We start from the raw sequence: 18,541 nt of genomic DNA, 5'->3' as shown, positions 1-18,541 counted from the left end.
GGCCCTGGCCGAGGCGCCGAAGCGGCAGCCGCCGGAGCAGCTCACGCTCAAGCAGAAGGAGCTCTTGGGCGAGGCGGCCTTGCTGGAGTACGAGCAGGGTCGCAGTATCTGGCACGCCAACCTGGGGCCGATCGGGACGCCTCAACTCAAAGCGCTGCACGAAGACTTGTGGGACATCCTCGCGAGCAACCAGCAAGACGGCGACAAGGCCAAGGGCGCCGTAGCGGTGGACGCCTTCCCCGGACTCGGCAAGACCACCGCGGTTCTGGACTTCGCGCTGAAGCACCACCGGCAGGTGATCGAGCGGGAGGGGGCGTTCACCGCCGCCGGACACGAGCGGCGGCCGGTCTGCCGGGTCGGGCTGACCAGCAACATCGGCATGAAGGAGTTCAACCGGTCGTTGCTGGAGTACTACGCGCACCCCGGCAGGACGACCGGCACCGCCGCGCTCTTCGCCCAGCGGGCCCTGGACTGCGTGTTGGAATGTGAGACGCGCATCTTGGTCATCGACGATCTGCACTTCCTCAAGTGGCATGACCGCAACGGGACCGAGGTCAGCAACCACGACAAGCACCGGCGCGAGTGGCGCCGCATGCTGCTCGCCCTGCAGAAGCGGATCGTGCTGTGCCAGAAGTTCCCCGGCATGCTCGCCGACGAGCTGTCCGACTACCTCTACATCCGCACCACCGGCCACATCGGCTCGCTGATGACACTGATCAACCGCGGGTGCCAGCGCGCCGCCCGCACCGGCGCCGAGCTCCTCGACGAAGAACTCCTCGACCAGGTCAAGCTGGACGCGGCGGCGGAACGGGCACGCAAGGCGCTCGCGAAGAAGTCCGCCCGCGGGCGGATGACGACCAGGACCCGTTCCCGCGCCACGAAGAACGCGTCGGCGAAGACCGTGGCATGAGCGTGGTCCGCTCGCTGCCGCTGCGCACTGCCCCGATACCCGGCGAGGCCCTGGACTCGTGGCTGGAGGCGCTCGCCGCCCAGCTCCGTACGCCCATGGGCGATCTCCTGTGTGAGGTGGGCCTCCCCGATCAGCATCGGCCGCACGGGTGGACTCCGTCCACGCGGCATACCTGGCTGACTCTCCTCGCCCCGGACGAGGCGGAACATCTGAGCGCCGCGACGGGCTTGGCCCGGGCGACCCTCATGCGATGACGCTCGAACACTACGATCAACGTGCCCTGTCCATTGACCACGGCAGGCGCATGCTGCACCGCACCCGCAACTGGCGGCGCAGCGCCGGAACGGGTTCACGGTTTTGCCCCGACTGCCTCGCCGAGAGCGGCGGCCGGTGGCAGCTGTCCTGGCGATTCGGCTGGTCGTTCGCCTGCCTGCCCCATCGCCGGCTCCTGGCCGATTCGTGCCCGGGTTGTGCGTCACTGCAGCGACGGCGTCGGCACGCCGACCTCGTCATCCCGGCGCCCGGCCTGTGTGATCGTCCCGGCCCGAAGCCGGACAACGGTCCCCGCCCGGACCTCGTGGATGCCGTCACCACCGGCGTCGGCTCCTTCGGCGTCTACCGGCACCAGCCCCAACCCGCCCTCGACGTCCTGGCCGACGTCAAAGGGCTAGGACGGCGGGCCCTGTTCATCATGTCCGGCGACCGACTGGCCGAGCTCGTTCCTGCCGACCTCCTCCACGCCCGCGAGGAGACGTCGGCCGGCGAGAGTGCGTCCGGCCGCCTCGTGCCGGTGACAGCCGCCGGCACGGCCGCGCTCATCACCGCGGCGTGGAGCATCCTCGGACAGGACGACTGCCGGCAGGCGGCGCCACGGATGAGGCTCCTGCTGGACGCTGCGGCGGAACGCGGCAACTTCATCAGCCCCACGGTGTCCCGCCCCTGGGCGAGGTACGCCAGCCCGTGGCTGCAGACCGTGCACGTGGCGGCCGTCGGCCCGACTCTGCGCTCGGTGGACCAGCTGCGCTACCGATCGGCCGCCGCCCGGCCCGGCAGCCCGTCGGCCGACCTGGAGATGGTGGCCCGACGAGCGGTCAAGACCCCGGTGGTGCTCTGGCCGCGCTGGGTAGCCCGCCTCGATCCGCCCGCGCAGGTGCGTAAACATCTGGGACCCGCGTTGTCGGCCGCGTTGATGCTGGTGGACAGCCGGGCCGAGCTCTCCCCGGTCATCGCCCAGCACCTGGGCGGGCTGATCGACCAGCCCATCACCACGCACGCCCTGCAGGCCCTGCGCGACGCCCCGCAGTGGAACGACATCCAGGTTGCCCTTATCCGGCTGGCCGAGCACCTCGACGCCCACGAGGTCCCCATCGACTACGCCCGACGCCGTCGCCTCGACTACACCGAACTCCTGTCCGAGGATAACTGGGAGACAGCGTGCGCGCGGGCGCAGCAGTCGCCGGGCAACGGGGGCCGCTACCACGTCGCCCGCTGCTTCCTCTTCGAGCGGATCAGCCGGCTGCCCGCCCACCAGCTGTCCGAACTTCCGTACCACTCGGCCTCGTTCCGAAATGCATGCAACCGGTTCCCCTACCTACTCACCCCGGAGCTCCTCGCCGAACTCGAACAGGTCGCGGCGGTCTTCCTCACCCGCCAGGGCGTCGCCGAGGAGCCGCTGACCTGGGAACCTCCCCCCCGAACTTCTCACCGGCCTCGACCTCCCACGAGCCGACCCCGAACGCCTCGACCTGGCCGGCCTGCACCGTCACGTCCGCGCGGGGCACGCGCCACTACACATCGCCCGGGCCCTGAACACCGACTTGCGCACCCTTCGGTTCCTGCTCACCGAGCACCCCGCGCCCGCCCTGCCGGCCACCCGCAGGCCACCACGCCGGCCGGGCCTCGACGTCGGCCCCGCAACGGCAGGCCCGGCCAGCCCACCCTCACCGGCATGCAGATCGCGCGCAGGGAGCTCCCCCGCGACGTCCTGGAGCGGCTCTACGTGCACCAGCACGCCACCTTCGTGGAGATCGCCAAACAGACCGGGCTCGACCGCAAGCACATCGCCCGACTCACCGACGAGTACGGTCTGCCGCGCCACGGCACACGGCCCCGCCGGGCCGACTGCACACCCGGGCCCGCAGAACTCCTCGACCGTGACTGGCTGCACACGCAGTACGTCGACCGGCACCGGTCCTTCAAGGACATCGGCCAGGACCTGGGCGTGACACCGGGGACGGTGGCGCGCTGGGCCCGAAGCCATCACATTCCGCGGCAGAGCAACCGGCACCTCAGCCGCCCCGTCCTCGGCATCGAGGACATCCCTGCGGTCCTGCGACCGGCCCTCGGCAACAACTACCAGCTGCGCAGGCTGCGAACCTTCCTCCAGATCGCCGGGTACCGCTCCCTCGGCGACGCGTGCGCGGCGCTCGGCCTGTCCTCACACAGCGTCACCAATCACCTCGCTCGTCTCGACGAGGACATGGGCGGCACGCTGCTGGTGCGCACCCTGAGGAGCCGGCCGATGGAGCCGACCGAACTCGGTCACAAGGTTCTTAATGCCGCCCGGCCGCTGTCCGACCAACTCGGCGTCCCGACGACTGCCGTGCCGACCGAACCAATCCGGCACCCCCGCCGCAGGAGACCGCGCACAACGGCCGCCGCAGCCACGAGGCTGGCCCACCTTCCAGCCCTCCTGCGCCCAGCGGCCGGAACCTACGGCGGACGCCGCCGACTACGCCGGTTCCTGGAGGCCGTCCAGTACCCCAACCTCGCCGCCTTCGCCCGTGCCGAAGGGCTTGACCCGTCCACGGTCACACTGCAGATCAGCCGGCTGGAACGAGACCTCGACGGGCGGCTCCTGGACCGCGGCGGGCAGGGACACGCGATGCGCCTGACCGCCCTCGGCAAGAGAATCGTGGCCGCCGCGCAGCCGTACAGCGACCAACTCGGCGATCTCCACGGCCCCCGTCACAGACTCAATCGCGGCGGCCGAGGAGAATTTCGCGAAGATGCTCCCAGGTGATCGTCTTGGCCGTGCTGTCCGCGGTGACGTCGACCAGGTGGATGGCGTCGACGTGGAGCGGTGCGTGGCCGGGGCGTACACGACGCAGCCGGCGTTGGGCTTCGTCGGAGTCTGCCTCCTGGACTGACGGTAGCGTCGGATATTGGAATCCCCGGAATGCTGTCGACCGGGCACAGTCGATTCAGGGGAGGTCATGGGCGGTGAGCGTCTTCCGCTCGGCAATGCAGACGGCGTCAGTGCCTGCGGGGCAAAATCCCGGTCTAGTCCGGTGTGGCTGCGGGAGTTCTCGGATGCAGGGCCCGGCCGAGCTGGAGGTTCGGGTACTCGGAACGTTGGCGCTGCTGGGTCGTTGGGTGCTGGGGGCGTGGTTCCACTCGGCAACGCCCGGCGGTGACCATCCGGCTGGGGTAGGGCCCGTGGGCTCTACGCTGAAGCCGGGCCGTGCTGGCGGTGTTTGCCCGGTGCCGCCGTGACGGCCTCCGTGCGTCCTGGGAGAGCGGAGCAGTGGGAGGATTGCCGGCGTGACGGCACGAACCAGTGACATCGAGAAGGCGGCCGGTGTGCTGCGCGCCGGCGGCCTGGTGGCTGTCCCGACCGAGACCGTCTACGGTCTGGGCGCCAATGCCGAGGATCCCGCCGCTGTCTCGCGCATCTTCCAGGTCAAGGGGCGTCCGCCTTCCCACCCGCTGATCGTCCACATCGGTGGCGCGGAGTTGCTGGGCGACTGGGTCGAGGACGTGCCGGCGACGGCGCGCCTGCTGGCCGAACACTTCTGGCCGGGGCCGCTCACGCTGGTCCTGCGGCGTGGTCCCCGGGTGCCCCTGGAGGCGACCGGTGGTTTGGAGACGGTGGCCGTGCGGGTGCCCGACCACCCCGTCGCACTCGCGTTGCTGTCGGCCTTCGGCGGTGGTGTCACGGCCCCGTCCGCCAACCGCTTCGGCTCGGTCAGCCCCACCACGGCGGACGATGTCCGTGCCGAGCTCGGTGACGCCGTCGACTTCGTGCTGGACGGCGGCCCCTGCGAGGTCGGTGTCGAGTCGACCATCGTCGACGTCACGGGCGAGTTCCCGACCATTCTGCGGCCCGGCGGGGTGACGCGTGAGGACCTTGAAGCGGTGCTGGAGGGCCCGCTCGCGGTCCCTGCGACCAGCCGGGTCCGGGTGCCGGGCCAGCATCCGTCGCACTACGCGCCGCGTGCTCGGGTCGTCCTGGTCGAGCCGGAGAAGGTCGTCGCCGAAGCGGAGCTGGCGCGGGAGCTGGGGCACCGGGTGGGTGTCTTTCTTCCTGCCGCCTTCGCTGGCGCGGAGGTGAAGGCGCACGCGGTGGTGGCGGTCCCCGGTTCGATGGCCGCCTATGCGCGCGGGCTGTACGGGTTCCTGCGCGAGCTCGACCAGCGGGGGGGCGACCTCATCGTCGCGTCCTTGCCGGTGGAGGAGGGGCTGGGATTGGCGATCGCCAACCGGCTCCGGCGCGCCGCGGGGCCCCGGCCCACCGTGTGACCAGTACCGGCGCTGCTCTTACTGCTCCCGGATGTGGGGGGCCTGGCGGATTCCTGACGGATTCGGCTGGGCGCCCGCCGGTCTGGCAGGCCGGGCACAACTCGTGCCGCCCGTCGTCGGTGACGACCGTTCCCCATCCCAGGCACACCTCGCAGCCGGCGGCGCGCGCCAGGTCGGCGCGGGGGGCGGTGCTGGGCGCGTGATCGGCTCCGTGAGCCATCGGGCGGTGCCCTTCCGGGGGTGATCGAGCGGTGAATCCGGTGGGTTCCCCCTCCACGTATACGGGTCTCCTGGGACCGGGGCAAATCACGCCGGGGCGGTCAGGATGCGGCGGGGACCGCCGCGTCGAGGCCGCGTGAGGCGACGAGCTGTGCACTGCCGTCGGCCAGCCGGTAGGACAGCCCCACCACTCCGAGACGGCCGGCGGCCACCCGCTCGGCCAGGACGCGGGAGCGTTCGAGCAGCAGGTCCACGGTGTGCTCGATGTGCTCGGCCAGGATCTCGTCGGCTTGGTCGCGTCCGGCGGCGCGGGCTGCCAGCACGCTCGGGGTCACTCGTTCGACAACGTCACGGACGAAGCCGCTGGGCACCCTGCCCCCGTCGGCTGCGGCACGGGCGGCTGCGATGGCCCCGCACGAGTCGTGGCCGAGCACGACGACGAGCGGGGCGTCGAGCACGCTCACGCCGTACTCGATGGAACCGAGGACTTCTGCACCGGCGACATGCCCGGCGGTGCGCACCACGAACAGGTCGCCCAGGCCGCGGTCGAAGATGATCTCGGCGGCCAGCCGGGAGTCGGAGCACCCGAACAGCACGGCGAAGGGCTGCTGGGCCGGTGCGATCTCGGTGCGGCGTATGGCGTCTTGGTTCGGGTGCTCGGGCGTGCCTGAGACGAAGCGCTGGTTACCGGCCATGAGCAGCTCGAAGGCGTCGCGGGGCGTCGGGGTCTGGATCTCGGTCATGGCGGCAGCCTACGAGTCGGCACCAGCCGTCGCACCGCCTGGTCCCGCCGGAGCTCGCCGGATCGGGCCACGCTGACGGCCTTGTCATCACCCCCAGGCGCCGGGCGAGGGCGGCCTCGGTGCATAACCTCAGCGCGCGACGGTGCTGCCCCGCCCCGTACGGCGACCGGTCCAGAACGCTCCGTTCGTCGTCCACACCCGCACAACGAGCCAGGCATTGCCCGCGCTGTCGGCCGAACGAGGGCGGACCGCCCGGGATCACTCGCCTTCTCTCCGTTTTGGGCCCGAGCCGGCAGCTGGGCCACCACATCCTTCGTGCCGTCCTCGGTCTGCTCAGCGAGCACGTCGGTCAGCTCGTCGCTCGTGCCGTTGAGAACCTGCTGGGTGAGGCGTTCCATCAGTTCGGGGGCGGCGCCGTTGCCGGGGCCGGTGAGGTCGACCCGGGTCGGCCGGGGCGGGGCGATGATCTCCGGCCCGGCCGGTGCCTCGGCCGCCTCGGCTTCAGCGAGGGCCCGGTATAGCGAGGCGACGGGGTGACGCCCTGCGTTCCCGCCCGTCTTGATCGTCAGCTTCTTCGCGATCTCCGGCACAGGGACACCGCGGTCCTTCAGCGCGCGGGCGAAAACGAGCATGAGAATCTGCGTATGCCGCCCTGGCCCTCACTCGCCCGCCGAAGAAAGATCCTCACGGTCCCGGCCGGTGAACACCTCCAGCAGGGCACTGACGGGCAGGTGGGCCTCCGCCGGATGACGCAGCCTGCCGTCCAGACGGAGGGTGTAGCGCGTGCGCCGTCCCTCTCGCTCCCGGCTGAGGTAGCCGGCCTGTTCGAGGTCGCCGACGATGTTCTGGGCGGTGCGTTCGGTGATGTGGCAGGCGGCGGCGATGTCACGGATACGTGCGGCGGGATCGCGTGCGATGGCCAGCAGCACGCGCGCATGGTTGGTGAGGAAGTCCCATCCTCCGGCCTGCTGGTCCACGATCAACGCTGCCCCCTCGATGCCGCCGCACCGGGAACACCGGCAGCAAACCTCCCGAAACCCGCTTCATCCATTGTCTACAGGGAAGCAGGGCCCGTGATGAAGGCACCCGTGCCGGTCCGGCGTACCGGACGGACCTTCCCGGATAGGCTCGACAGCACTCTCAGGCCCCGGACGAGACGGTTGGGCAGGCGTTGTGGAAGATCTTTCCTCGGTCGAGACGACCGTATCGGGCCCCTGTCTGGTGGCGAAGGTGCGCGGGACCATGGACTACCTCACGCAGCTGGAGCTGCGCGGGCAGCTGACGCAGGCGATCGACCGCGCGGAGCGGGCTGTCGTGGTGGAGCTGACGGATGTGTCCTCCTGCGACTCGGCGGGGCTGAACGTGCTGCTGGGTGCCCGTCGTGAGGCGGAGAAGGCAGCAGTCGTGCTGGTCCTGGCCTGCGTCCCGGTCCCGCCTGCGCCAGATCCTGGAGATGACCGGAGCCGATCAGGTCCTGCGGGTCTTTGACACCGTCGCCGACGCCGAGGCCGCCCTGAGCAGCTGACGGCGCCCTGCATGAGTCCACCGGCGGTGTGTGGGTGGCGGGGACGGGGAAAGGTGCCGGTAGCCAGGCAGGCCGCTCCGGTCCGGACAGCGGAGCGGCCCCCTCGGGATCCTTGCAGCCGGGCCGTCGCGCCGCAGGGATCCCGAGGTGCCCGGCGAAACTCACCCGGCGTCGTCCTCCTCGACGTCTGCGGCGGCCGGGTCGCGCAGCGGGCAGCCCAGGCCGCCGCCGGCCGGGACACTGGCACGGATGCTGTAGCGGCCCAGGCAGTGGAAAGGAGGAAGCAGACGGCGACGCGGCACAGTGAGCACACACGGCGCAGGCAGGGTGGACCGGGTGGTGCGGGTTGGGTGTGCACCGCCCCGCTGCTGAGCAGTGTCAGGTGTTCGACGTCATCTTCTCGGCCTCGGGTTTGAGCAGTTCGGTGACCTTCACGGGTTCCGTGCCGTCCGTGCTGTGCCGTTCGGCCCAGTTCTCCAGGGCCGTACGGCAGGCGTGGTCGAGGTGGTGCAGGCCGGACAGGTCCAGCTCCACCGGGCGGTCCTGGGGCAGGGCCTCCAGGCTGTCGAGGATCTTCGGCAGCCTGAGGAAGGTCGCGTTGCCCGACAGGTACACCTGGATCGGTCCGGCGCCCTTGTCGATGACCTCCGCCTTCAGGTGCGAGGCTTCCCAGGCGGTCTTGACCACCGACAGGGCCAGACCGATGAGCACGCCCTCGAACATGTTCACCGCGACGATCGAGACGGCGGTGACGATGAGGATCAGTGCCTCGCCCTTGTGGCTGTGCCACAGCTCCGCGATCTGGCGGAACCGGATCAGCTTCCAGCCCGCGTGCACCAGGATGCCCGCCAGGGCGGGAATCGGGATCAGTGCCAGGACGGAGGGCAACGCGGCGGCGAACAGCAGCAGCCACACGCCGTGCAGCACGCGCGACGCCTTGGTCTTCGCGCCCGCGTTGACGTTGGCGGAGCTGCGCACGATCACCGCGGTCATCGGCAGCGCGCCGAGCAGACCGCACACCGTGTTGCCCGTGCCCTGGGCGATCATCTCCTTGTTGTACCGGGTGCGTGGACCGTCGTGCAGGCGGTCCACGGCCGCGGCGCTGAACAGCGACTCGGCGGAGGCGATCAGCGTGAACGCGATGATCGTGCCCCAGATGGCCGGGCTGGCGAGCTCACCGAAGGCTTCGGACCCGGGCGGCTGGATGACGCCGAGCAGGCCCTCCACCTGGACGGTGGCGACCGGCAGGCTGAAGGCGAGCGTGGCGAGGGTGGCCAGGACCACCGCCGCGAGGGCGCCGGGCACGGACCGCACCGCCTTCGGCAGCTTCTTCCACAGCACGATCACGGCGACGGTGGCCGCCCCGATCGCGAGCGAGGCCAGGGCCTCCGTGCTGCCGAGGGCGTCGGCGAACGCCCCGGGCAGGCCCACGATCTTGCCGATGCCGGTCTCCGGGGCCTTCAGGCCCGCTGCCGCATAGACGTGGCCGGCGATGATGACGAGGCCGATGCCGCAGAGCATGCCTTCGACGACGGCGACGGATAAGCCAGGCGGTCCGTGCCCCGGCGAGGTCGCCGCGGTCGATCGCATCGCGCAGTGCCGACGTCAGCCGTACGACGTCGTCGAGGGCGCTTCCCACCCACTTCTGGTGGGCGAGCGCCGGCGGAATCAGGTCGTGCTCGGTGACTGGGGCCGCCGCCGGACCGCCGCGGCCGGTGGTGACACGGACGGTGGGCCCGGTCACCGCGTCGGCGTCGTCCGGCACGCACTTGAACGCGTACGCCCCCTTGCCGAGACGCACGGTCAGCGGGCGCGTCGTACCGGGGCCGATGTCCTCCAGCTCGCCGTAGACGGCCTGGCTCTTCGGATCCTGCAGGTAGACCTCGGAGGGCCCGACGGAGGTATTGCGCACGTTGAACACCTGCAAGCCGGACACAGGGTGCAGCCAGCCGCGGCCGCAGTGGCTCGGCGAGACCTCGACGGTCGTGTGCGGCAGCCCGTCCGAGTCCGCTCGGGCCTGGCGGCTCCCGTGTGCGAGGGCCAGCCCTCCGGCCACCAGGCACACGAAGCCAAGCCCGACGACACCCCACGGACGCGGCGACCTCCGCCTGAGGCCGGACCACACCATCCCGGTCTCCCGGGGCGTACTGTTCATGACCGCCTCATGCTAGGCAGCGGGCTGCGCCCGAACGGCCGCCCAAAGGAACCCATGACCAAGAGTTCCCTCCCGGTTCACCGGACGGCGCCGGGGGCGGTCAGCTCTGGCCGGCCGTACCACTCATGCCCTTCACAGAGGTCAGGACCTGCTCCGCGAGCTTCTTCGCGCTCGCGGCGCCGTTGTCGCTGCCGTCGGTGGACAGCACACTCACGACCGCCGCGCCCGCGCGGGCGGCGATCAGAGTGGTGCCGCTCTCCCATGCGCTGTCGGTCAGCGTGATGGTGTACGCCTCGTCCCCGAGCCCTGCCGTGGAGGCGCTGGTGACCTTCACAGTGCTGCGGGTGTCGGCGTCCGTGTAGCTCGGGCACGCGGAGACAACCTGTGCCACGTCCTTCATCACATCCGCGGCTGTCGTACCGCGGTAGACGTCGATCTCCTGGTCAAGCTCGGCGGACGTGTTCTTGTTGATGTAGGAGTTCTGCGCGAACGATACGCCCTCGACGCCGGTGAGGCTGATCCAGCTGGTGGCTCCGAGACCGGCGCAGTGCGGCTTGTCGGCGCTCTTGGTGGCCGGTGCCTGGTAGGTGTCGCCGGTGTCCCGGGCGGCGCTGGGGTCGGCCGCGAAGCCGGCCCGGAAGTAGGACGCGGGAGCCAGGGCCTTCTTCAGCTGTGTGCCTGTCAGCAGACCGGCGTTGGGGTCCTTGGGCTTGGTCGGTGCGGTGGAGGCGGCCCCGTCGGCGGAGGAAGAGCTGGAGGAGCAGGAAGCCAGAGCCAACGAGAGTGCCGCAACGGCAAGCATCGTCAGGGCACGGGACGAGGGGCGCATGGAAGTCCTTGATGGTCGTGCAGAGTGCGCCACGTCGAAGTGGGGGCCAGGACCGCATGCGTCACAAGGTGAGGAGGCGTCCGGGAACGAGCGGGGCGGGGCCGGAAGATCAGCGGCCTGGACGGAGCGTAGAACGCCTATGGCCATGAATGACTACGTGATCAGCCAAGGCTCGGTCAAGAGCGGTGCCGAGACGCGCTGACGTCTGGCTGACAGCCGGCGCCACCCAGGTGACGCCCGTACCGGCGCCGTTCGGCAGCGGGAGCCTTGTATGACGCCCTGACACGCTCGCGGTCGGCCGGTGAACTGCGCGGCCCGGATCGCACTATCCTGCCTCGCTCGCTATGGAACGCTCGACGAGGGGGCCTGGCGGGCGCCACGGTCGGTATCGGCAGCAACCTTCCGGTTCGACGCGGAGACGGCCGGAACAGCCACGGCCTTCTGCACCGTCGCCGGAGCCTGTGCGGCCGGTGTCGCCGCGAAGTACCACGATCGAGCGATCACGAACCAGGGAAGATCGGACTTAATGCCCTCCGAGGACGGTAAGAGCGTTGTCCTTCGTCAGCACTCCGCTGTCGAGGAAGGGCGAGACGGCGTTGGTGACGGCCGCTTCGAAGGCATCGCTGCGATCGCCGAAGAGGTGTGGAGCCGCGAACGACGTCGAGTACAGGTGGCCCATGACCTGCGAGATCCTCCACTGCCTGCGAACGGAGACGACCGCAGAGTCGACGTGCGAGAAGGCGGAAGCACGGAGCACGTCTTCGTACGGCGGCCCTGGAGCGCTGAAGGTGCCATCGCCCGCTCTGTGTTGCCGGCCGAGGAAGTCCTGGACGACCTTCCGAGCGGCTCGCTGCCAGGGCTGTCGGGCGTCCACAGGCTCCTGCCGCCGAAGACCGCGATGACCCCGTCCGGGGCCACGCACTCGCTGAGCTGGTCGAGGAAGTGGGGCTTGTCCAGCCAGTGGAAGACACGGCGGCAGGTCACGAGGTGCGGACGCCATCCTCCGGCGGAAGAAAGTCCTCCGTGAGAGCGTGACGCAGCCGCAGCCGGTGGAAGGAGCCGAGCGCGGGACGGAGCATCTCTTCCGCCTCCGTGAGCATTACCGGTTCGGCATCGACCGCGACGAAGGATCGCCGGCTGACACAGTCAGGGCTTGCGCCTCGGGATGCTTTGGGTACCTCTTGGCGGAACCTTGGTTGATCACGCCGTACGGCGGGCGAAAGTCTGTGACCGTCGCGTGATCATGCGTGTTCGTGCGCGACGGCAAGGGGCGGAAGCGTCGCGCGTACGCATGCACGCATGCCCGAATGGCGAACCTGCCGCCACCGCTGTGGATGTACCCACTGTCAACGGATGTGAAGGACAGCCATGTTGACGCGAAGATCCTCCGCGGGTGCCGGATCCCGGATCGTTCCCTCTCTGAAGTCCCTGCTGCTGGCCCTCGCCCTGGCCGGCGGTTCCGTGTGCGCCATGACGAGCCCGGCGTCGGCCGCGCCACCTGCAAGGGCACCGCGTGCACCGGCCAGAGCCCGGTCACGGCGGGCTGTGACAGTGACGCCCGGCTCCTGGAGGAGGTCGACGAGACCGGGCTCTCCCTGCGGTTCTTCTACTCGGGCACCTGCGACGCGTCCTGGGCCAAGGTGACCCTCGACACCGACTACACCCTCGACCCGCAGGCCGCGAACATCTTCTACGTCCCTCCGCTGGGCGGCAGCGAGGCGTCGTACTCCACCGGATACATCGCCACCGCGGACGTGGCCAAGGCGACGCCGATGGTCGGCGGAGATTCGATGGCCAAGGGCTGTGTCACGGAACTGGGCCAAGGATTCGACCCTGCACCGGAGACGTGGAAGCAGCAAGGGACGAGCGGAGACTGCACGCAATGGCATTGACAAGAAGGATACGAAGGGCGAGGAGAGCGGGCGTCTTGCGTCCACTGGGACGAGCGCGGCGCCTGACGGCCAGAATCGTCCCGCTGTCCTGCGCCGCACTGGCCGTGAGCCTGCTGCCGGCCTCCGCCGTGACCGCGGCGGCCGCACCGCAACAGCCGGTTCCCCACACCGACGGCACGCTGTTCGCCTCGCCCGCCAAGGCGCTGGGCGGCAACTGGCGGACTTCCGGCGACCGCGCGGTCATCGGGACCGGCGATTCGAAGGGCTTCCACGTTCTGGTGGCCGACGAGTCGCAGTCGTTCCGGTACCGGGAGGTGGCCGATCTGACCGAGGCCGGACTCGACGGCATCGGGCCGTGGACCGGATACGTGTGCACCACCGGCTCCGGCCGCTACGCCGCGGCCGTCTACGCGCCGTCCATGGCCGCCAACAAGCCCGCCCTGATGCAGCACGGCGCCTTCGCCGCGGTCGTGGACCTGGAGACCGGGAAGGTCACCCGGTCCGTCACCGGTGTCCAGCTCGCCTACTTCTCCCCGGGATGCGGACAGGGCGACACGGTCACCTTCACCCGGAGCGCCGTCGGCGACTCCGGGCACGGAACCACCCAGCTCTTCGACGTCGACGCCACCACCGGCAGAACCGTCGACAGCACCACCGTCACAGGCCAGTTCACCAACCCGCTGCCGACCGCGGACGGCGACATCGGCGTGCTCGACGGCCGGCTCGTCAAGGTCTCGGCCGACGAGGCCCGCGGGCGGGTTTCCACCCTCACCGACCTGCCCGGCCGCCTGTTCGCCATCGCCCCGTCCACCGGCGGAGCCGTCGACCTGGCCGTCGTGTCGAACGGCAAGGACGTCCTGCACCGCTGGGACGGCAGCAAACTGACGAAACTCGGCACCGCCCCGCTTGGCAAGCTCGGTCTCTTCCCCCGCCGCGGCGGCGACCTCGTCGCCGGCCAGGTGTCCGGCATCGACGCCACCGAGGCGCCCGGCCTGGCGAAGGCGAACGCCCCCGGCAAGCCCCTCGAGGCCTCCCGGCAGGGGCACCTGCTCACCACGAAGGCCGCGTCGGAAGAACTCAAGGGCATCACGTCGAAGATCGGCTCCTCCGGCGGGCAGGGAGCCGGACTCATCGACGTGCAGGCCCTCGCGCCGGAAACCGGCACCATGGCCACCACACAGGTGGCCACCGCCGAGGCCACGTCGTCGGGACCCGACGACGTGGAGCCCGACGTCAACGGCCAGCCGGAGAAGGACGCACTCGCCCAGTCCGGCGTGGCGCCGAGCGACCCCAACCCGCAGTCGCACTACTCCAACTGCCTCGTCAAGCGCAACGACCCGCACGCCCAGGCCCTGCAGCCCAGCCCGAACATGGTGGAGTGGGCCGTCGACCAGGCCGTGCACGGTGACCTGAACATCACCCGGCCGGCGAACTACCTGGGCACCGGCAGCGCCTCCTACACCCCGCAGGGCCTCTTCCCGCGCGCAGCGCTCACCGGGGGCGGCACCGTGCCCGCCCAAGTGATGCTCGGCATCCTCGCCCAGGAGTCCAACTTCAAGCAGGCGACCTGGCACTCCGTCCCCGGCGACGGCGGCAACCCGCTGCTCGGCGACTACTACGGCAACGGCGACAGCATCCACTACTACCCCAACAACGGTGCCGCCGACTGCGGTTACGGCATCGCCCAGGTCACCTCGGGCATGAACGAGGCCAAGCCCGACCCGTACGCACCGACCGAGGCGTACGCCATCGCCACCGACTACGCGGCCAACATCGCCGCCGGCCTGCAGATCCTGAGCAAGACCTGGAACCAGCTCAAGGGCCTGGGGATGAACGTCAACACCGGCAACCCGGCGTACGTCGAGAACTGGTTCATGGCGCTGTGGGGCTATAACAGCGGCGTCTACACGGACACCTCGCAGAACGGCGGCCACATCGGGCTCGGCTGGTTCAACAACCCGGCCAACCCCAACTACCCGGCCGACCGCGCCCCGTTCCTGCGCGACTCCTACGACGACGCCGCGCACCCGGCCGACTGGCCGTACGAGGAAAAGATCATGGGCTGGGTGGAGACGCCGCAGCTCACCTACAACGGCCAGCCCTCGTACTCCTACCCGCAGTTCCCCACCGGGGGCACCGGACCGGCCGGCAAGCTCAACCTGAACCTGAACTACCGGGCCTACTGCGACAGTTCCAACAACTGCGACCCCGGGGCCGCGTCCGGTACCGATCCGTGCCCGGCCGAGAACGAGACCTGCTGGTTCCACGGCTCGGTCGACTGGGGTGCCGGTGGCGACTCGACCAACGGCTCCAGCGAGAACCTCGCCTACTCCCTCGCCAGCGGCGAGCCGCAGCTCAACCGGCAGTACGCGGCGGGCCCCTGCGGCAACGCCCCCAGCGGGCTGCTGGTCGACGACCTGGGCAACCCGGACGACAACACCCAGGGCTGCACCGAATCCCAGCCGAGCGGCGGCAAGTTCACCCTCCAGTTCGGGGACAACTTCACCTACCACCGCGGCGACGGCACCTGGCGGGCAACCGGCGACATCGCCCCGATCGACCTGCACCAGCTCGGCGCCGGATACGACGGGCACGCCTGGTTCACCCACGGCTACGCGGGCGGCACCGGCAGCGCGGCCAACCTGTGGCACACGGTCACCGCGACCTGGACACCGGACCCGTCCAAAATGTCCGAGCCGGGCACCACGGGCCTTCTGTACGACATCTACGTCCACCTGCCCAACCACGGGGCGCAGGCCATCGTGCCGTACACCGTCCACGTCGGCATGAACACCGCTGGGGCCACACCCACGCGCACCTGCGGCGTCAATCAGGCCACCCGCAGCAACGGCAACGACGCCTGGGTGGAGCTGGGCACGGTCCGGATGTGGCAGGGCGGCAACCTCCAGGCCGACAACACCAGCCGCGGCGACTACACCGGCGACCAGGACGTGGCCTACGACGCGGTGGTCTTCAAGCCGACGACGACCGCGTCCAGCACGGGCATCTGCTTCCACGACGCGATGCCCTGACACACGGCCGTACTCCACAGCAGTACACCACGGCACGTCCCGGTCCCACGCTCCGCGTACGACCGGGACGTGCGGGCGCACCGCCTTCCCACTGCCGCACATCTGCCCAGCTGCACCTCGCAACGGAGCCCACGCTCATGAAGTTCCCGCACGCCCTCGCGGCGGCGCTGACCGCCAGCGCCCTGCTCACCGGGTGCTCCTCGCACCCCGGCTCCTCACCGGGTTCCGCCTCCCCGGCGTCTCCGGGGCCGGGCGAAGGCGAGATCACCTCCTCCGCCCCGAAGACGGCGGCCACGCCGTCGCCCTCGGCCACCGCCGACCTGAACGACTGGCCGACCCGGCCCGCGACCTCGGACAAGGTTCCCGACGCCGTCCCCAATGCCGTTCTCGCGAAGGGATACACCGGCGCCGACTACCTGGCCCGGCTGACCAAGCGGTGGCACATCACACTGAACGCGAGGAAGAAGAACGACTTCGACGCGGACGACGACCGGCCCGCCGTGTGGTTCTCCTCCGGTGTCACCCACCCCACGGCCGGCACCGAGCTGTCCGTCGCCGTCGTGTGGAGCCTGGACGGCGACATGAAGTCCCTGACATGCGCCGCCGGCCGGACGGCCCCCGGTCGCGCCGACTTCCTGCGCCAGTGCGTCGAACTGGACCACCCGGACGCGCATCCGGAGGCGGCGGCCCGCTGGCTGACCACGACCACGGCCGCCGTCGACAAGCTGCACGACCGGACCGGGAAGACCGCCGACAGCCCCCTGTACCGGTCGGGTTCCGCCGCGACCGTCCTGGTGGTGTACGGCGCGGGCGAGGACAAGGCGACGTACTCGCTCCGCGTCTTCGGAGCGGCCTCGTGAAAGTGTTACGCGTGAAGGTGACTCGACTGACTCGGCTTTCGTCGTTCTGACTGTCAGTCAGTAGCTCGTGCGGGTGACTCGTGGCCATCGGCCCGGTCGGGAGCAGACGCCAAGGAAGTGTCGGCGGTGCGTGGGTCGCCTGTGGTGCGGGACCCGCCGATGCTTCCGGATCCGACCGTACCTGCATCTCTGCTCGCTGTGCTGGGCGCTTCGCGCCGCAGTTGCACCTCGCCGACCTTTTCCACTGACCGGGCCCACTCCTTCTTCGCCTGTGCCCGCTGAGAGCCGCATACGCTGGGCGCGTCGCTGTCCCACCTGGTGGCGCGCTCGCTGGTGCCCGACGGCACCCGCTGACGGTAGCGGTGGACGACACGCTGTTCAAACGGCGTGGGAAGAAGGTCTTCGGGGCCGCCTGGCAGCACGACGGCTGTGCCGCCGGCCGCGACATGATCGGCTACGGCACCTGCTTCGTCGTCCTCGGCCTGATCGTGGACCTGCCGTTCCTACCCCGGCCGGCGTGCTCCCGCAGCCTCCGGCCGGGAGGTGTCCCCAGCCGGTGACCTGCCCGTATCAGTCAACTTCACCACCCGGCTGCCGGCGAACGCGGTGCTCTACGGTCTCGCTCCGCCGCCGACCGTGCGGCGCGGGCGGCCCTGTCTCAAGGCGATCGGCTCAGCACTCCGGCCGAGCCGGCCGCCACACTGACGTTCACCCCACAGGCCGTGAACCGCCACAGCCGCGCCGAGACCGTGTTCACCGCCGAGACCACCTGCCTGTGGTACGGCTAAGACGTCATCTCATTTGGTGAGTCGGCGGTAGCAGATGAGGGTGCAGGCGATGCTGGTGAAGGCCAGGAAGTGCTCGGCTTTGCGCTCGTAGCGGCGGTGCAGTCTGCGGCATCCGGCGAGCCAGGACATCGTGCGTTCTATGGTCCAGCGGTGGCGGCCCAGGCGGGTCGAGGACTCGATGCCCTTGCGGGCGATGCGGTGCCTGATGCCGCGCCGGCGTAACCATCGCCGCAGGTGGTCGTAGTCGTATCCCTTGTCGGCATGGAGTTTTCCCGGTCTGCGCCGCCGGCGTCCGCGCCGGGAGCGGATCGGCGGTATCCCCTTCACCAGCGGGATCAGCGCCTGGCTGTCGTGCAGGTTCGCCCCCGAGATTCCGACGGAGAGGGGCAGACCAGTGCGCTCGGTGATCAGGTGGACCTTCGAGCCGTACTTGCCCCGGTCGACAGGATTCGGGCCTGTCATTGCGCGCGAGCTCGCGCCGCGCACACTCGGCAAAGCGCCGGTGAGCCGTCGCTCCCGACGGCCCGAACGACGCGGACGGCAGCTGCTGCCACGTGCAGCCCGACGTGGCCACGAACACGATTGCGGCCAGCACCTCCCGGTCACCATGCCGGCGCCGGCCGCCGCCCTGAGGCCGCGACGGAGCCTCCGGGACCACCCGCTGGAACAACTCCCACAACTCATCCGGCACCAGCCGCTCAACGATCGAAACCACGACCAACAGGCTACCGACCCAAATGAGATGACGTCTTAGGCCAGTGCTTCGCGTGTGCGGCGGGCGAGTTCGGTGGCTCCGGGCACTTTGCGGCGGTGGTAGATGGAGAGGGTGGAGCGGAGCGAGGTGATGGCCTTGCGGGTGCGGTCGGAGGTCATGCCTTCCATGAGGGTCAGAGCCTGGGACCAGGCGGCGACGGCTTCGTCGGCGCGAGCCTGGGCGGCGAGGCTGTCACCGAGGTCGGCATAGGTGAGGGCGTGGACGCGCTTGTACTTCTTAGACGTCGTCTCATTTGGTGAGTCTGCGGTAGCAGATGAGGCTGCAGGCGATGGCGGTGAAGGCCAGGAAGTGC

Annotated in this window: 14 protein-coding genes and 4 pseudogenes; 10 read left to right on the top strand and 8 right to left on the bottom strand. The window is 70.1% G+C overall.

All coding sequences use genetic code 11. The features are described from left to right. Window positions 1–64: 64 nt before the first annotated feature. From ACP4J3_RS40455 to ACP4J3_RS40435, 5 genes and pseudogenes are all read left to right on the top strand, one after another. Window positions 65–910, top strand: a complete 846-nt coding sequence (locus ACP4J3_RS40455; protein WP_426541453.1) for an AAA family ATPase — start codon at window positions 65–67, stop codon at window positions 908–910. Then, window positions 907–1,164, top strand: a complete 258-nt coding sequence (locus tag ACP4J3_RS40450; protein WP_426541451.1) for a TniQ family protein — start codon at window positions 907–909, stop codon at window positions 1,162–1,164. Before ACP4J3_RS40455 ends, ACP4J3_RS40450 begins: the two co-directional genes overlap by 4 nt. After that, window positions 1,161–1,301, top strand: a pseudogene (locus ACP4J3_RS40445) (TniQ family protein); the annotation flags it as partial. The gene ACP4J3_RS40450 and the pseudogene ACP4J3_RS40445, both read left to right, overlap by 4 nt. A 186-nt stretch (window positions 1,302–1,487) precedes the next feature. After that, complete coding sequence (locus tag ACP4J3_RS40440; protein ID WP_426541602.1) at window positions 1,488–3,932, top strand: LysR family transcriptional regulator; 2,445 nt, start codon at window positions 1,488–1,490, stop codon at window positions 3,930–3,932. Window positions 3,933–4,453: 521 nt separating this feature from the next. Further along, window positions 4,454–5,431 (top strand): L-threonylcarbamoyladenylate synthase, encoded by a 978-nt coding sequence (locus tag ACP4J3_RS40435; RefSeq protein ID WP_426541450.1) that lies wholly within the window; start codon window positions 4,454–4,456, stop codon window positions 5,429–5,431. Between the two features lie 320 nt (window positions 5,432–5,751). Here the strand turns inward: ACP4J3_RS40435 and ACP4J3_RS40430 are convergent, their stop codons facing one another. Continuing rightward, window positions 5,752–6,393: a carbonic anhydrase gene (locus ACP4J3_RS40430; RefSeq protein ID WP_426541448.1), complete on the bottom strand. Its 642-nt coding sequence runs from the start codon at window positions 6,391–6,393 to the stop codon at window positions 5,752–5,754. 659 nt (window positions 6,394–7,052) lie between these two features. Beyond that, on the bottom strand, window positions 7,053–7,370 hold the full coding sequence (locus ACP4J3_RS40425; RefSeq protein ID WP_426541600.1) for a MarR family transcriptional regulator: 318 nt from the start codon (window positions 7,368–7,370) through the stop codon (window positions 7,053–7,055). 196 nt (window positions 7,371–7,566) lie between these two features. Between ACP4J3_RS40425 and ACP4J3_RS40420 the strand changes: the two genes are divergently transcribed. Continuing rightward, on the top strand, window positions 7,567–7,881 hold the full coding sequence (locus ACP4J3_RS40420) for an STAS domain-containing protein (RefSeq protein WP_426541446.1): 315 nt from the start codon (window positions 7,567–7,569) through the stop codon (window positions 7,879–7,881). A gap of 198 nt (window positions 7,882–8,079) precedes the next feature. Here the strand turns inward: ACP4J3_RS40420 and ACP4J3_RS40415 are convergent, their stop codons facing one another. The 4 genes and pseudogenes from ACP4J3_RS40415 to ACP4J3_RS40400 form a co-directional block, all read right to left on the bottom strand. Further along, window positions 8,080–8,229, bottom strand: coding sequence for a hypothetical protein (locus ACP4J3_RS40415; RefSeq protein WP_426541444.1), 150 nt, complete (start codon window positions 8,227–8,229; stop codon window positions 8,080–8,082). Window positions 8,230–8,296: 67 nt separating this feature from the next. Next, a pseudogene (locus ACP4J3_RS40410) lies at window positions 8,297–9,463 on the bottom strand (SulP family inorganic anion transporter); the annotation flags it as partial. Between the two features lie 710 nt (window positions 9,464–10,173). After that, window positions 10,174–10,851, bottom strand: a complete 678-nt coding sequence (locus ACP4J3_RS40405; protein ID WP_426541442.1) for a hypothetical protein — start codon at window positions 10,849–10,851, stop codon at window positions 10,174–10,176. 574 nt (window positions 10,852–11,425) lie between these two features. Further along, complete coding sequence (locus tag ACP4J3_RS40400) at window positions 11,426–11,581, bottom strand: hypothetical protein (protein ID WP_426541440.1); 156 nt, start codon at window positions 11,579–11,581, stop codon at window positions 11,426–11,428. A gap of 784 nt (window positions 11,582–12,365) precedes the next feature. Here ACP4J3_RS40400 and ACP4J3_RS40395 point away from each other — a divergent pair. The 4 genes from ACP4J3_RS40395 (at window position 12,366) to ACP4J3_RS40380 (ending at window position 17,246) form a co-directional block, all read left to right on the top strand. Further along, the gene (locus ACP4J3_RS40395) at window positions 12,366–12,794 is read left to right on the top strand and encodes a DUF2690 domain-containing protein (RefSeq protein WP_426541438.1); all 429 of its coding nucleotides are present in this window, start codon (window positions 12,366–12,368) and stop codon (window positions 12,792–12,794) included. A gap of 35 nt (window positions 12,795–12,829) precedes the next feature. Beyond that, on the top strand, window positions 12,830–15,826 hold the full coding sequence (locus ACP4J3_RS40390) for a hypothetical protein (protein ID WP_426541436.1): 2,997 nt from the start codon (window positions 12,830–12,832) through the stop codon (window positions 15,824–15,826). Between the two features lie 137 nt (window positions 15,827–15,963). Further along, complete coding sequence (locus ACP4J3_RS40385) at window positions 15,964–16,686, top strand: hypothetical protein (RefSeq protein ID WP_426541434.1); 723 nt, start codon at window positions 15,964–15,966, stop codon at window positions 16,684–16,686. Between the two features lie 362 nt (window positions 16,687–17,048). Continuing rightward, the gene (locus tag ACP4J3_RS40380) at window positions 17,049–17,246 is read left to right on the top strand and encodes a hypothetical protein (RefSeq protein WP_426541432.1); all 198 of its coding nucleotides are present in this window, start codon (window positions 17,049–17,051) and stop codon (window positions 17,244–17,246) included. Between the two features lie 237 nt (window positions 17,247–17,483). On the opposite strand, the pseudogene ACP4J3_RS40375 reads toward ACP4J3_RS40380, so the two are convergent. Together ACP4J3_RS40375 and ACP4J3_RS40370 are read right to left on the bottom strand one after the other, a co-directional pair. Further along, a pseudogene (locus ACP4J3_RS40375) lies at window positions 17,484–18,195 on the bottom strand (IS5 family transposase). A gap of 29 nt (window positions 18,196–18,224) precedes the next feature. After that, window positions 18,225–18,541: pseudogene (locus ACP4J3_RS40370) on the bottom strand (hypothetical protein); the annotation flags it as partial.

This window comes from Streptomyces sp. UG1 (genome assembly GCF_049974585.1).
Taxonomy (GTDB): domain Bacteria; phylum Actinomycetota; class Actinomycetes; order Streptomycetales; family Streptomycetaceae; genus Streptomyces.
The sequence above is the reverse complement of the archived record's forward strand: the minus strand, read 5'-3'. Positions and strand labels throughout refer to the sequence as shown.

Coding starts and splice junctions, on each gene's coding strand:
- ACP4J3_RS40450 (WP_426541451.1), top strand. CDS start 907: ATGAGCGTGGTCCGCTCGCTGCCGCTGCGCACTGCCCCGATACCCGGC.
- ACP4J3_RS40430 (WP_426541448.1), bottom strand. CDS start 6,393: ATGACCGAGATCCAGACCCCGACGCCCCGCGACGCCTTCGAGCTGCTC.
- ACP4J3_RS40400 (WP_426541440.1), bottom strand. CDS start 11,581: ATGGGCCACCTGTACTCGACGTCGTTCGCGGCTCCACACCTCTTCGGC.
- ACP4J3_RS40385 (WP_426541434.1), top strand. CDS start 15,964: ATGAAGTTCCCGCACGCCCTCGCGGCGGCGCTGACCGCCAGCGCCCTG.